This is a genomic window from Microbacterium sp. CJ77 (assembly GCF_002911615.1).
Taxonomy (GTDB): Bacteria; Actinomycetota; Actinomycetes; order Actinomycetales; family Microbacteriaceae; genus Microbacterium.
Window position 1 is genome coordinate 1,014,628 of sequence record NZ_PQBR01000006.1, and the last position, 13,214, is coordinate 1,027,841.

Below are 13,214 nucleotides of genomic sequence, written 5' to 3' on the forward strand. Positions count from 1 at the left end.
TCAGCGCGAGGCCGAGTCGAGAATCGCGTCCTCGGCATCGGAATCGGCGTCGCGTCGCCGGGCGGGAGCGCGCGGGGTCCGGGGCGACGGGGGAGCGGATGCATCCGGTTCCGCATCCTCACGCGCGATATCCGCGCGGTCTTCGCGACGCTGCGCGATCTCGGTCTTGATCACATACCCGATGAAGATGAAGCCCATGATGGCGAAGAGGATCCACTGGATCGCGTACGACAGGTAAGGCCCGGGATCCTCGGTCGGCGAAGTGAGTGGCGTCGGCCGTTCGGCCGGTGCGGGGTCCTCGGAGATCATCAGACCGTAGGCGGCGGTAATCGTCTCGCCCCCGGTCTGCTCGGCGATCGCGGGGAGGTCGATCACGGGCACCTGCCCCTCCGGCGCACCACGACCGGACGCAGGCGTCGGCTCGCCCGGACGCAGACGCACGGTCACGCTGACCTCACCGGACGGGGGTGCGGGCACGACCGCGGGATCCGAGCTGTCGGAAGCCGGCGGAACCCAGCCCCGGTTCACGATGAAGATGCGTCCGTCCTCGAGCCGCAATGGCGTCAGCACCTCGAACGCGCTCGTCCCGCCGTGCGGTCGGTTTCGCGCGAGGAGCTGCTCGTCGGGCAGGTACCGTCCCTGGAGCAGGACCGGCAACCACTCGGTGCCGGGGTCGAACTCGGTCGTGCCGGAGAGCACGGATGCCACCGGCACCGGCTCGGCGTCGTAGTTGGACTCGATCAGCGCCAGATCGGCGGAGCGCTCTTGATTGCGCGAGAACTGCCAGTTCGACAGGAATGCGCACGCGATCGCGAAAACGACCGCGAGAGCGACATAGATGGCCCAGCGGCCCGCGCGAGGCAGGTTCTGCATGCTGCGGTTCTGTGCCATCACGGGCCCTCGATGGAAACGGGCGAGCTTGGCGCGTGCTCTGCATCCGCGGGGAACGGGGAGAGCTCGACGGGGAAGTCGCGCGCGGCCAGATAGTCGCGCAGGTATTCGGCGTGCTCGTCGCATGCGAGCCAGATCTTGCGGCGGTCGGGCGCGTGGATGCGCGGGTTGCGCCAGATGACCTGCCACGAGGCTTCGGTTCGGCAACCGGCGCGCGAGCAGGGATCAGAGCCGGGCTCGAGCCCACCGCCCAGCATCGACATCAGTTCGTGTCCTCGGGACGAGGAGTTTCGGTGAGACGGATCACGCCCGGTGTCGTTTCGGCGGGCGCGGATCCGGCCGCGGCGGCGGGGGGAACCGGAGCCGGCAGCATCCGCTGCACGGGTTCCGCCCGTGGGCTCGTGTCGAAGCCGACGTTCGCAACGATCACGGCGATGTACGGCAGGAAGATCGCGCCCGCGGCGAAGACCCACGTGTACCAGCCGTAGGGGGTGACGACGGCCATGAGCACGAAGCACGAGATGCGGATCGCCATCGTCCACATGTACCGCCGCACCCGTGCGGCCGCCTCGTCGCGCGGAGCGCGCGGCAGAGAGGTCGAGGACAGGGACGCGGCGGGTTTCTTCACGGTGCTTCCAGCGTACGCCGCTGAAAGCGTGCCATGCCCGTTCAGGACACGCTGGAGGAGTACTCGATCGCCGTCAGGAAGAACGGCAGGAACGCCAGCAGCGCGATGACGCTCAGGACCGTAAGTCCGATGCCGACCCAGCCGATGATCGTGCCCGCGAGCGCGAGGCCGCGTCCCTGCTCTCCGGACTGCTTGAGCTGGTTGAGCGACATGTGACCGGTGATCACCGCGACGATCGACGCGATGAACGGAATCAGGACGAACCCGACGATTGCGCTCACGAGAGAGACGATCGCGAGCGTGTTGGTCTTCGCGGCGGGCGGGTACGCACCATAACCCGGGGCGGCCGGGTATCCGCCGGCCGGGGGAGCGGCCGGGTACCCCTGCGAGACCGGGGGTGCGGGCGGGTAGCCCTGCGACGCGGGGGGCGCGGGGGGATAGTTGCCGGGTTCGCCTGCGGGCGGGGTGGAAGTCATGGGAAAGCCTCTCGTCGGTAGTGCTCAGACTCTCAGCGGTGCCGCCCGCATGTCAACGCGACGAGCGGTGGGTAGGGTGGAGCGGTCTCATCCCGACCCTCAGGAGTGCCATGACCACCGAACGTGTCGTCCTCGTCACCGGCGGAAACCGCGGAATCGGTCGCGCCATAGCCGAGCGATTCGTCGCCGAAGGCCATCGCGTCGCTGTGACGGCCCGATCGGGCGAGGGGCCGGAAGGGACTCTCACGGTTCGCGCCGACGTCACCGACGCGGCCTCGGTGGATGCCGCGTTCACGGAGGTGGAGGCACAGCTCGGTCCCGTCGAGGTGGTTGTGGCGAACGCGGGCATCACCAAGGACACGCTGCTCATGCGGATGTCGGAGGACGATTTCGACTCGGTCGTCTCGACGAACCTGGGCGGCGCGTTCCGTGTCGTCAAGCGGGCGTCGAAGGGCATGCTGCGCGCGCGCTGGGGTCGGGTCATCCTGATCTCGAGCGTCGTCGGACTCTATGGATCTGCCGGGCAGGTCAACTACGCCTCGTCGAAGAGCGGACTCGTCGGTTTCGCCCGCTCGCTCACGCGCGAACTCGGCGGCCGGGGAATCACCGCGAATGTCGTCGCCCCGGGGTTCATCGAAACCGACATGACGGCGGCGCTTCCCGATGAGACGCAGGCCGAGTACAAACGCAGCATCCCGGCGGGCCGCTTCGCCACCCCCGACGAGGTCGCCGGTGTCGTCGCCTGGCTCGCCTCCGACGATGCGGCCTACATCTCGGGTGCGGTCATTCCCGTCGACGGTGGTCTCGGGATGGGCCACTGACGCTCGGTTCGGTCGACGCGATCAGCGTGTGATGGAGTCGAGGATCGCCTGACCCAGAGCAGCCGGCTGCGTCACCTGCGGCCAGTGCCCGGTGCCGAGGTGGACGACGCGCACGTCCTCGATCGCGTTGAATTCGGCGCCCCACTCCGGCCATTGCTCGAGCATCGCGCGCAGGGTGGCCTCGTCGTTCGCGCCGCTCAGCACGGTCATCGGCCGCGCGCGGCGGCGAGGATCGTGCAGATGGATCGGATCCATCGGCACGCCCCGCGGCACCGGCAGGGCACGTGCGGCCCAGACCTGCCGCGTGGCCTCGTCGATGTCGGCGACATCGGGTTCGTCGAAGGTGTCCCATCCGGGGAAGGGGATGACACCATCCACCACCTCGAACTCCGAGATGATCGAGCCATCCGGTGGCGGTACGGTGTCGACGAGCACGAGGTGCGCGACGCGATCCGGTCGGGCGTCGAGAGCGCCGTAGGCGACGTTGCCTCCGCCGCTGTGACCGACGAGCACGACTTCTCCGGGTAGCGCGTCGATCCGGGCGACGACCGCCGCGACCCAGTCGGCGATGCCGATGTCGGCGGATTCGGTTCCGGGGGACCCGGTGCCGGGCATGGTGAGCGCGTGGGTTCGGTGGCCAGCCTCACGCAGGGCGGGAACGACGTCGTCCCAGGAGGACGCATCGAGCCAGAGACCGGGTACGAGGATGATGTCCATGCCGCGACGCTACGCCGTGGTGCCGGCACGGCGCGAGCAGGTTCCGCCTATCGCGGCAGGAGGGGAATGACCTCGCGCAGGTCGACGCGCCCGATCACCAGCGGCGCCGCGGCGCGGACCGCGGGCTTGGCGTTGAAGGCCAGCCCCAGCCCGGCGGTGGCGAGCATCGCCAGGTCGTTGGCGCCGTCGCCGATGGCGACCGTGCGCGTGAGCGGCACCTGGTGTTCGGCGGCCCACTCGCGTAGACCGGCCGCCTTCGCCGCGCCGTCGACGATGGGTCCATCGATCGTGCCGGTCAGCATGTCATCCGCCTGCACGAGGCGATTGGCGCGCCACATGTCGACGCCCAGGGCAGGCGCCACGGTGTCGAGGATCTCGTGGAAGCCACCCGACACGACGCCCACCAGGCCGCCGAGGGCGTGTACGGTCTCGATCAGCTCGCGTACGCCGGGAGTCGGTTCGATACGCGAGATCACGCGGGAGAACGCCGAAACCGGCACCCCAGCCAGCGCATGGACACGCGACCGCAGGCTCTCGGCGAAGTCCACCTCGCCCCGCATCGCTGCTTCGGTTGCGGCGGCGACCTCGGGCCCGCGGCCCGCCTCGTCGGCGAGCAATTCGATGACCTCGTTGCGGATCAGCGTGGAATCGGCGTCCAGGACGACGAGCAGGCGGGTGACGTCTGAACTCACCTCACGAGGTTAGCGCGGCCAGCGCGCACCGCTCGGCAGCGCGAGGTCGGGCGCGGGCCCGGTCGAGCGGGTGCCGGTCACGGGCATCCCAGATCACGCGTCGACGCGGACGTTCTTGCCGACGACCGTCAATCCCGAATCGGTCACCGTGAACCCGCGCGCAAGGTCCCGCTCGCGATCCACCCCGACGGTGGCGCCGGGGGCGAGCTCGACGTTCTTGTCGAGGATCGCGCGATGGATGCGTGCGCCCGAACCCACGCGGACGTAGTCGAAGAGCACCGAGTCGGTGATCGTCGAGCCACCGCCCGCGAGTGCCCAGGGTCCGACGACGCTCCGCTCGAGGTGAGTGCCCGAGAGCACGGAACCGAGCGACACGATGGAGTCGATCGCGTTGCCGATGCGTCCGACCGAGTCGCGTACGAACTTCGCCGGCGGGGAATTGACCGTCTGCGAGTGGATCGGCCAGTCCGTGTTGTAGAGGTTGAAGATCGGCAGCGTCGAGATCAGATCCATGTGCGCGTCGAAGAACGAATCGATCGTCCCGACGTCCCGCCAGTAGGCGCGGTCGCGATCGGTCGAGCCGGGCACGTCGTTGCGCTTCATGTCGTAGACGCCGGCCTCGCCGCGGCCCACGAAGTAGGGCACGATGTCGCCGCCCATGTCGTGGTTCGACGTCGTCAGCTCGCCATCCGCCTCGACGGCCTCGATCAGGGCATCCGCGTCGAAGATGTAGTTGCCCATCGAGGCGAGCACCTCGTGGGGCGCGTCGGAGAGACCCTCGGGGTTCTGGGGCTTCTCGAGGAAGTCCCGGATGCGCGTCGGGTCGGCCTTGTCGACGTCGATGACACCGAACTGGTTGGCGAGCGCGATCGGCTGGCGGATTCCGGCGACCGTCGCCCGGGCGCCGGACTCGATGTGCGCGTCGAGCATCTGACGGAAATCCATCCGGTACACGTGATCGGCGCCGATCACGAAGACGATGTCGGGCTTCTCGTCGTTGATGAGGTTGAGGCTCTGCAGGATGGCGTCGGCCGACCCCGAGAACCACCGTTTGCCCAGGCGCTGCTGTGCGGGAACGGAGGTCACGTACGAGTCGAGCATCGGCGACATCCGCCAGGTCTGCGAGATGTGGCGGTCCAGGCTGTGCGACTTGTACTGCGTCAAGACGACGAGTTGGCGCAGTCCCGAGTTCACGAGATTCGAGATCGCGAAGTCGATCAGTCGATACTGCCCTCCGAAGGGCACGGCGGGCTTCGCGCGATCCGCCGTCAAGGGCATCAATCGCTTGCCCTCGCCGCCCGCGAGGATGATTCCGAATACCTTCGGCGGTGTAGCCATGCCGACAGACTATGCCCGACTTCCTGCGGCGACTAGCGTTGCACGCATGCGCGTCGACATCGTCACCAAGGAATATCCGCCCGAGGTATACGGGGGTGCCGGGGTGCATGTCACGGAGCTCGTTCGAGCCCTTCGAACGCGCATGGATGTGCGCGTTCGCGCCTTCGGCGCCGAGCGCGACGAACCGGGCACGACGTCATATTCCGTGCCGGGTGAACTGGCCTCGGCGAACCCTGCCATTCAGACGATGGGAGTCGATCTCGCGATCGTCGGGGATGTTGCGGGCGCGGACGTCGTGCACTCCCACACGTGGTACGCCAACTTCGCCGGCCATACCGCGTCGCTGCTGCACGGCATTCCGCACATCGTCTCGGCCCACAGCCTCGAGCCGCTCCGTCCGTGGAAGGCCGAACAGCTCGGCGGTGGGTATGCCGTGTCCAGCTGGATCGAGAAGACGGCCTACGAGTCCGCCGCCGCGGTGATCGCGGTCAGCGGGGGTATGCGTGCCGACATCCTGCGGAGCTATCCGGCGCTCGACCCGGCGAAGGTGCACGTCATCTACAACGGCATAGACGTCGACGAGTGGGCGCCGCTCGATGACCCCGATCTCGCATGCAGCCTGGGCCTCGATCCCGGCCGCCCCTCGGTCGTCTTCGTGGGGCGGATCACGCGTCAGAAGGGTCTGCCTTACCTGCTGCGTGCTGCCGCGCTGCTCCCGCCTGAGGTCCAGTTGGTGCTGTGTGCGGGTGCGCCCGACACGCCTGAGATCCTGGCCGAGGTCGAGTCGGCCGTGCGGGGTCTGCAGCAGGAACGCGGTGGCGTCGTCTGGATCGATCGCACGCTGTCGCGGCGTGAGCTTCGTGCTCTGCTGAGCGCTGCGACGACGTTCGTATGCCCATCGGTGTACGAACCGCTCGGGATCGTCAACCTCGAGGCAATGGCTTGCGGTGCGGCGGTCGTCGGAACCGCGACGGGTGGTATCCCCGAGGTCGTCGAGGACGGCGTCACCGGTCGCCTGGTGCCGATCGAACAGGTGCAGGACGGCTCGGGCACTCCCGTCGACCCCGATCGCTTCGTACGCGATCTCGCCGACGTGCTGACCGAGGTCGTCAGCGATCGGGCGCGCGCCGCCGACTACGGGCGAGCGGGTCGCGAACGGGCTGCGGCATCCTTCAGCTGGGATCGGATCGCCGCCGAGACGCATGACCTCTACACGCGCGTCATCGCCGGGTAGATGGTCCCGGGTATCGCCGCCGGGCCGGTTGTCGCTGCCCGACAGTGCGCGGCTGGCCCGATAGGCTGGGGCCATGGCCGGGGTCCTGCAGTTCCATGATGTAGTCGTACGCAGAGACGGTCGCGACATCGTCGATCACCTGAACTGGAGCGTCGACGACGACCAGCGTTGGGTGGTTCTCGGCCCCAACGGCGCCGGCAAGACGACTCTGTTGCAGCTCGCCGACACCGTGATGTACCCCACCAGCGGTGAGGTCCACGTGCTGGGGGAGCGCCTCGGGCGGACGGATGTCTTCGAGCTCCGCCCGCGCATCGGATTCGCATCCTCGGCGATGGCCCGTCGGATGCCCGCCGACGAGCGCGTGATCGACGCGGTGATGACCGCCGCTTTCGCCGTGATGGGCCGCTGGCGCGAAGACTACGAAGACATCGACGAGCGCCGCGCCCTGCGCGTGCTCGCCGAGTGGGACCTCGATCACCTGGCCGACCGCACGTTCGGAACGCTCTCGGATGGCGAGCAGAAGCGGGTGCAGATCGCCCGGGCCGTGATGACCGATCCCGAGCTGCTGCTGCTCGACGAGCCGACCGCGAGCCTCGATCTCGGCGCCCGCGAAGAGTTGCTCACCCTGCTCGGTGGCTACGCTCAGGCACCGACCACGCCCGCCATGGTCATGGTGACCCACCACGTCGAAGAGATTCCGGTCGGATTCACCCACGTCCTGTTGATGCGGGATGGCTCGGCCGTCGCCGCCGGCCCGCTGGAAGAGGCTCTCACGGCCGAGAACCTCACCGAGACTTTCGGTCTGCCGATCACCCTCCGTTTCGAGGAAGGTCGGTATACGGCCCGCGCCGCGGGCTGATGCCGCCGGCTCAGACCAACTCTGATAAGATCGGTCCTTGGTGCCAGCGCAGGATCGGCGCACCAGAGACTTCTTCTTCCGCAATCGCCGCAAGGAACACCCCATGAAGACTGCTATCCACCCCGACTACCAGGCCGTCGTCTTCCGCGACCTCGCATCGGGCGAGACCTTCCTGACCCGCTCGACCGTTACGAGCGACAAGAGGATCGAACTCGACGGCGTCGAGTACCCGGTCATCGACGTCGAGATCTCCTCCGCTTCGCACCCGTTCTACACGGGCAAGCAGCGCATCATGGACTCGGCCGGACGCGTCGAGAAGTTCAACCAGCGCTTCAAGGGCTTCGGCAAGTAAGCCGAGATCCTTACCGACGAAAGGCCCCGCTTCGGCGGGGCCTTTCGCGTCGTGGTCATCACCCCGCGGGGGAGCCACAGGGTCATTCGCAACCCGTCTTCGGGCAGGTGCAATACCTCGTAGCGACGAACGGTCGTGCCGCCATCCGCAGCGCGAAGGTGTGTGTTCGCGGCGCGACGTCGTTCGACGATGTGCTCGCCCCACCAGTCGAGGAACTCCGGGCTCGCATCGCTCAGCTCCGAGACGAGGGCCTGCAGGGCCGGGTCCTCGAGCGTGCCGGCGTTCGCTGCGCGAAGGTGAGCCACGGCGCCGCGCGCGATCTCTTCCCATTCGCCGAAGACGGCACGGGCTCGGGGGTCCAGCATGAGGTACCGACAGGTGTTCCGCTCTCTCGGGGCGAGATCGGCGAAGCCTTCGAAGAGAGCGAGCCCTTCGGGGTTCGCCGCGATCATGTTGCTGAAGCGGTCCAAGATGTACGCGGGGTTGGGTCTCACGGCCTCGACGATCGCCGCCGTTCGCCCGCTGGGGAGAGCTTCGTCTCACTCCGGAACGGGACCGTCGGCAGGATTCGCATCGCGCAGGCGGCAGAGATGCTGTGTGGCGTCAGGGGTGAGCCGGAGTGCTCGAGCGAGCGCGAAGCCCACGGATCGTCTGCTCGACGTCGGCGCGGGCGCGGGGACGATCACGGTGGATCTCGCGGGGATCGTCGCCGAGGTCACCGCGACGGAGATCGGGTCCGAGGGATTGGAGCTGACACGTTCGACCGTCGCGGCACGAGGCGTGACGAACATCGAATTGCGGGTCGCTGATATTCATGCGCTTCCGTTCGACGACGCGACCTTCGACGTGACCCACGCGCATCAAGTGCTGCAGCATGTCGCCGACCCTGTGCAGGCGCTTCGCGAGATGGCCCGCGTCACGCGGCCGGGCGGGATCGTCGCGGTGCGCGACAGCGACTACGGCGGGTTCACCTGGTGGCCGCGGATCGCACGTCTGAACACGTGGCTGGATCTCTACCGATCCATCGCCTTTGCGAACGGCGGTGAACCGGACGCCGGGCGCCGCCTTCTGTCGTGGGCCCACGCCGCCGGACTGCGGGATGTCGTTGCGACGTCGAGTACCTGGTGCTACGCCGACCCGGTCTCGCGCGCGTGGTGGGGAGGGATGTGGGCGGACCGCATGGTCGACTCGGCGATCGCTCAGCAGATCACGACGTCAGGACGCGCGACCCAGGAGGATCTGCGGAGCCTGAGAGACGCATGGCGCGAATGGGCATCGGATGAGGACGGGTGGTTCTCGGTGCCGCATGGTGAGATCATCTGCCGCGTGCGGTGACGCCGGCTGAGAGCCGCCACGCAAGCCGCGTCGTCAGCGGATGGGCCAGGCGCCGTCGAGGGTCTCGGTCGAATCCAGCCGACCGACCTTGATGAAGTACTCGGTCAGGCTCTCGGCCTGAGCGCGCGCCCAGGAGATCTGGCGCGTGTGCAGTTCGTCTTCGGTGCGCGGCAGGCGATCGGCGTAGCGGGCGGCAATGGCCTGCGCGACGCGCCCCGCAGCGATGGCGTCATCCGCCGCCGTGTGCGCGGCCTCGAGGAGCACGTCGTAGTGCGCGGCGACCGCATCGAGGGTGCGCTTGCCGCGCCGGTAGCGATCGAACGTCTTGTCGACGACGAGGGGGTCGATCACGGGCGATGGTGCCAGGATCGGTTCGATGCCGTTGCGCAGGGCCTCGTACTTGAGCAGGGAGAAGTCGTACGGCGCGTTGTACGCCACGACGGGGATACCGGCGGCGAAGATCGCGCGGAGTTCGGTGACGATCTCGGCCACGACCTGCTCAGAGGGCAGGCCGTTCGCCCGGGCGAAAGCGGTCGTGATGCCGTGCACGGCGGTCGCGCCCTCGGGGATCTCGATTCCGGGATCCGCTATCCACGACCGCTGCCGCGTGACGGTGCCGCTGGCGTCCAGCACGCCGACGTGGGCGGTGACGATGCGGTCGGTCTCGACATCCACGCCCGTCGTCTCGAGGTCGAACACGCCGAGCGTGTTCGACCAGCGGGGAACCTCTGGTGCGAAGAAGTCGTCGCCGAAGAGCGGCTCGGGAAGGACCTGCGACATGTCAACACGCTATGGCCCAGCGCCGACATCGCGCGCCAGGCGCACCGCGGGGCATCCGTAGACTCGCAGGGTGACCGCCCCGCAGCCGTACGCCGAACTCCTCGCCGCGACCCCCGTCGTGCGACGCGAGGTGCCCGTGGGCGGCGGCGTCACCGCGTACTGGGAGTACGGCCCGGCGGACGCCGACACCAGCGTGATCGCGGTGCACGGTTTCCGTGGCGAGCACCACGGTCTCGAGCCCGTCGTCGCGCACCTGCCGGGCATTCGCGTGATCTCGCCCGACCTGCCCGGCTTCGGCGAAACGCCGGCGCTTCCGGGACTGACGCACGACCTCGACGCCTATGTCGGGTGGTTGCGCGGCTTCGTCGCTGCGGTCGCTCCGGGCGCCATCATCCTCGGCCACTCCTTCGGTTCGATCGTCGTCTCGGCGGCCGTCGCCGAGGGGATGCCCGCGCCCCGGGTCATCCTCGTCAATCCGATCGGCGCCCCGGCCCTCGAGGGCCCGCGTGGCGTGCTGACGCGCCTCGCGATCTTCTACTACTGGGCCGGCGCTCGTCTGCCGGAGCGACTCGGCGACGCGCTGTTGCGCAACAAGGCCATCGTGCGCGTCATGAGCATCTCGATGGCGAAGACGAGGGATCCGGTGCTGCGGGCGTTCATCCACGATCAGCACGACACGTACTTCTCGCGGTTCGCGGACCGCGACATGCTGCGCGACGCGTTCGTGACCTCGGTCTCGCACGATGTGTCGGAGTTCGCCGAGCGCATCGCGCAGCCCACGCTGCTCATCGCGGCCCAGCGCGACGACATCACGCCGATCGAGGCCGAGCGGCGCCTCGCGAAGCGGTTTCCCGATGCCGAGCTCGTCGAGATCCCGGACGTCGGACACCTGATCCACTACGAAACCCCGGCCGTGGCGGCCGAGGCGATCAGGCGCTTTGTCGCTCGGCCTGACGCTTCCGATACGCGATGACGTTCATGCGGTTGCCGCAGTTGCCGGTGTCGCAGTAGCGCTTCGAGCCGTTGCGCGACATGTCGATGTAGACCGATCGGCAGTCATCCGCGTCGCAGAGGCGAACACGCGCGTACTCGTCCGAACGGATGACGTCGACGAAGGCCATGGCCGCCTCGACCAGGATCCGGGTCGCGAGCGGCGCGTCGTCGGACGTCGCGTGCACGTGCCAGTCGTAGTCGTCGTGGATGACGAGCCGGGGGAGTGCGCCGCCATCGTGCAGCATGGCGTTGACGAGGGGAACGGCGCCCGCTCGATCGACGTCCCACAGCGCGCGCAGCCGACCGCGGATGTCGCGCATCTCTTCCAGCTCGCCCTCGTCGTGGCGAATGCTCCCGGTGTACGGGTGCACACGAAGGAAGTCGTCGAGGTCGGCCACCGTGGTCAGGGCGTCCGCGCCCTCGCTCGATGTGCTCGGGTGGGTGTTCACCAGGTCCACGGTGGCGAGGAGAGCGGATCGGGTGTCATGGATGAAAACCATGTTGACTCCTGACGGTATTGTCTGAGAACATCAGTCAACCTCGTCATAAGTGTATGGCAGGTTCACTCCTGACACTCCTTTCGCGAATCGGACGCACATGGTCCAGAGTCTGACGGCCCCCCTCCCGGCGGCACACGCCGACCACCGCGCGATCGGCATCGTGACGGGTCTGGCATCCGCCCTCGCCTTCGCGTCGAGCGGGCCGCTGCTCAAGCCGCTCATCGAGGCCGGCTGGTCGACGGGGGCCGCGGCGTCGGTACGGATGGGCGGGGCAGCGCTGGTGATGCTGCCCATCCTCATCCTGGCGCTTCGTCGCGACCCGGGCATCCTGCGCCGCAACGCGGTCATCATCGTGGGATTCGGGGCGACGGGTGTCGCCGGGTGCCAGTTGTTCTATCTCGCCGCCATCCAGCGGATGCCGGTCGGCGTCGCACTTCTCGTGCAGTACCTGGCGCCGGTTCTGCTCGTCGGGCTGGCCTGGGTTCGGACGCGTCGGGCACCCGGCCGCCTCGTGCTGCTCGGCTCGGCCGTGAGCATCGTCGGACTCGTCTTCGTGATCGACATCGGCGGAGCGACGTTCGACGCCCTCGGTGTTCTGTTCGCCCTCGGCGCGGCAGTCTCCCTCGGCGGCTATTTCCTGCTGAGCGAACGCGCGGGCGACGGCCTGCCCCCGCTCGTCCTCGCGGCAGCGGGGCTCGTGGTCGGCGCAGTCTTCTCGGGGGGTCTCTCGCTGCTCGGAGTGCTGCACTTCGTGGCGCCTCCCGTCGATGTCATCCTCGCCGGGGTGACGGTCGCCTGGTATGTGCCGCTGGTCTGGGTCATCGTGATCGCCACCGCACTCGCCTACGGATTGGGGGTGCTCGCCGTGACGCAGATCGGCTCGCGCGTCGCCTCGTTCGTCGGACTGTCGGAGGTGCTCTTCGCGATCCTGATCGCGTGGCTCGTGCTGGGCGAGCAGCCGACGTTCGTGCAGGTTATCGGCGGCGCGCTGATCGTGGCCGGTGTCGTGTTCGTTCGTGTGGGAACGCCCGCGACGGTCGTGCCGGTGCCTAACGTGCCTGTCGTGCCAAGTCCATGAGCGGACGCAGCCGGTAGGGGATGACCTCGCCCATGACGAGGGATGTCTCGGTGCGCTCCACGCCAGGAATCGCGAGAATGCGCGCGTCCACCTCGAACAGGTGGCGGGCGTCGCGACACGCGACGTGCACCAGCAGATCGACCTGACCGCTCAGGCCGTATGCCTGGATGATCTCGGGAATCTCGACGAGCCGCGGCGCGATCTCGGGCAGCTCCTTCTGGCGCAGCATGACCGAGATGGCAGCCTGCAGGGGGTATCCGATGGTGTGCGCGGCGATCGTGCGCTCGTACGAGAGGAAGACGCCAGCCTTTTCGAGCTTCGTCATCCGGGCCTGAACGGTGTTGCGCGACAGGCGGAGGCGCTCGGCCAACGCGACCACGGTTGCGCGCGGGTCGTCGGCGAGAGCGCTGAGGAGCGCGAGGTCGGCGTGATCGAGCTTGCCCATAGACGGTGACTTTACCCGAATCTGGCGACGGGGTTTACGCATCCTGCTCAGCCGCCTCTGGTGGGGCTGAGCTAG

General features: G+C 68.3%; 18 protein-coding genes. 7 read left to right on the forward strand and 11 right to left on the reverse strand.

The genetic code is table 11. From position 1 onward, the window contains the following. Genes C2868_RS05475 through C2868_RS05490 form a run of 4 tightly spaced genes read right to left on the reverse strand, consistent with a single transcriptional unit; the run spans nucleotide 1 to nucleotide 1,995 of the window. Nucleotides 1-873 (reverse strand): SURF1 family protein, encoded by an 873-nt coding sequence (locus tag C2868_RS05475; RefSeq protein WP_258034402.1) that lies wholly within the window; start codon nucleotides 871-873, stop codon nucleotides 1-3. A gap of 17 nt (nucleotides 874-890) precedes the next feature. Beyond that, nucleotides 891-1,148: a hypothetical protein gene (locus tag C2868_RS05480; RefSeq protein ID WP_100811368.1), complete on the reverse strand. Its 258-nt coding sequence runs from the start codon at nucleotides 1,146-1,148 to the stop codon at nucleotides 891-893. 5 nt (nucleotides 1,149-1,153) lie between these two features. Next, on the reverse strand, nucleotides 1,154-1,519 hold the full coding sequence (locus C2868_RS05485; RefSeq protein WP_100811003.1) for a DUF3099 domain-containing protein: 366 nt from the start codon (nucleotides 1,517-1,519) through the stop codon (nucleotides 1,154-1,156). 41 nt (nucleotides 1,520-1,560) lie between these two features. Continuing rightward, complete coding sequence (locus tag C2868_RS05490; RefSeq protein WP_100811002.1) at nucleotides 1,561-1,995, reverse strand: DUF4190 domain-containing protein; 435 nt, start codon at nucleotides 1,993-1,995, stop codon at nucleotides 1,561-1,563. A 110-nt stretch (nucleotides 1,996-2,105) separates the two neighbouring features. Between C2868_RS05490 and fabG the strand changes: the two genes are divergently transcribed. Further along, nucleotides 2,106-2,816 (forward strand): beta-ketoacyl-ACP reductase, encoded by a 711-nt coding sequence (fabG, locus tag C2868_RS05495; protein ID WP_100811001.1) that lies wholly within the window; start codon nucleotides 2,106-2,108, stop codon nucleotides 2,814-2,816. Nucleotides 2,817-2,837: 21 nt separating this feature from the next. Here fabG and C2868_RS05500 read toward each other — a convergent pair whose 3' ends face one another. The 3 genes from C2868_RS05500 to glgC form a co-directional block, all read right to left on the reverse strand. Beyond that, entirely contained in the window at nucleotides 2,838-3,533 is a 696-nt protein-coding gene (locus C2868_RS05500; RefSeq protein WP_100811000.1) for an alpha/beta fold hydrolase, read from the reverse strand. Between the two features lie 47 nt (nucleotides 3,534-3,580). Further along, nucleotides 3,581-4,225 carry a phosphoserine phosphatase SerB gene (gene serB, locus C2868_RS05505; RefSeq protein WP_181003349.1) on the reverse strand — a complete coding sequence of 215 codons (645 nt, stop codon included), beginning with the start codon at nucleotides 4,223-4,225 and terminating at the stop codon, nucleotides 3,581-3,583. A 93-nt stretch (nucleotides 4,226-4,318) separates the two neighbouring features. Then, nucleotides 4,319-5,563, reverse strand: a complete 1,245-nt coding sequence (gene glgC, locus C2868_RS05510) for a glucose-1-phosphate adenylyltransferase (RefSeq protein ID WP_103663031.1) — start codon at nucleotides 5,561-5,563, stop codon at nucleotides 4,319-4,321. A 46-nt stretch (nucleotides 5,564-5,609) separates the two neighbouring features. Between glgC and glgA the strand changes: the two genes are divergently transcribed. From glgA to C2868_RS05525, 3 genes are all read left to right on the forward strand, one after another. Next, on the forward strand, nucleotides 5,610-6,797 hold the full coding sequence (gene glgA / locus C2868_RS05515) for a glycogen synthase (protein WP_100810998.1): 1,188 nt from the start codon (nucleotides 5,610-5,612) through the stop codon (nucleotides 6,795-6,797). 73 nt (nucleotides 6,798-6,870) lie between these two features. Beyond that, on the forward strand, nucleotides 6,871-7,656 hold the full coding sequence (locus tag C2868_RS05520) for an ABC transporter ATP-binding protein (RefSeq protein WP_100810997.1): 786 nt from the start codon (nucleotides 6,871-6,873) through the stop codon (nucleotides 7,654-7,656). Nucleotides 7,657-7,759: 103 nt separating this feature from the next. Then, on the forward strand, nucleotides 7,760-8,008 hold the full coding sequence (locus tag C2868_RS05525; RefSeq protein ID WP_100810996.1) for a type B 50S ribosomal protein L31: 249 nt from the start codon (nucleotides 7,760-7,762) through the stop codon (nucleotides 8,006-8,008). Here C2868_RS05525 and C2868_RS17220 read toward each other — a convergent pair. Further along, nucleotides 7,927-8,514 carry a hypothetical protein gene (locus C2868_RS17220; protein WP_258034411.1) on the reverse strand — a complete coding sequence of 196 codons (588 nt, stop codon included), beginning with the start codon at nucleotides 8,512-8,514 and terminating at the stop codon, nucleotides 7,927-7,929. The two genes, C2868_RS05525 and C2868_RS17220, sit on opposite strands and share 82 nt — an antisense overlap. Nucleotides 8,515-8,530: 16 nt before the next feature. Between C2868_RS17220 and C2868_RS05530 the strand changes: the two genes are divergently transcribed. Next, entirely contained in the window at nucleotides 8,531-9,343 is an 813-nt protein-coding gene (locus C2868_RS05530) for a class I SAM-dependent methyltransferase (RefSeq protein WP_374935761.1), read from the forward strand. A gap of 33 nt (nucleotides 9,344-9,376) precedes the next feature. Here the strand turns inward: C2868_RS05530 and C2868_RS05535 are convergent, their stop codons facing one another. After that, on the reverse strand, nucleotides 9,377-10,123 hold the full coding sequence (locus tag C2868_RS05535; protein ID WP_100810994.1) for a 3'-5' exonuclease: 747 nt from the start codon (nucleotides 10,121-10,123) through the stop codon (nucleotides 9,377-9,379). A gap of 70 nt (nucleotides 10,124-10,193) precedes the next feature. Here C2868_RS05535 and C2868_RS05540 point away from each other — a divergent pair, with 70 nt between their 5' ends. After that, nucleotides 10,194-11,096, forward strand: a complete 903-nt coding sequence (locus C2868_RS05540) for an alpha/beta fold hydrolase (protein WP_103663032.1) — start codon at nucleotides 10,194-10,196, stop codon at nucleotides 11,094-11,096. On the opposite strand, the gene C2868_RS05545 is transcribed toward C2868_RS05540, so the two are convergent. Beyond that, the gene (locus tag C2868_RS05545) at nucleotides 11,053-11,616 is read right to left on the reverse strand and encodes an ABATE domain-containing protein (protein ID WP_100810992.1); all 564 of its coding nucleotides are present in this window, start codon (nucleotides 11,614-11,616) and stop codon (nucleotides 11,053-11,055) included. The two genes, C2868_RS05540 and C2868_RS05545, sit on opposite strands and share 44 nt — an antisense overlap. Nucleotides 11,617-11,713: 97 nt before the next feature. Between C2868_RS05545 and C2868_RS05550 the strand changes: the two genes are divergently transcribed. Then, nucleotides 11,714-12,694 (forward strand): DMT family transporter, encoded by a 981-nt coding sequence (locus C2868_RS05550; protein ID WP_100810991.1) that lies wholly within the window; start codon nucleotides 11,714-11,716, stop codon nucleotides 12,692-12,694. Here the strand turns inward: C2868_RS05550 and C2868_RS05555 are convergent. Continuing rightward, nucleotides 12,666-13,139, reverse strand: a complete 474-nt coding sequence (locus tag C2868_RS05555) for an Lrp/AsnC family transcriptional regulator (protein WP_100810990.1) — start codon at nucleotides 13,137-13,139, stop codon at nucleotides 12,666-12,668. The two genes, C2868_RS05550 and C2868_RS05555, sit on opposite strands and share 29 nt — an antisense overlap. Nucleotides 13,140-13,214: the final 75 nt, after the last annotated feature.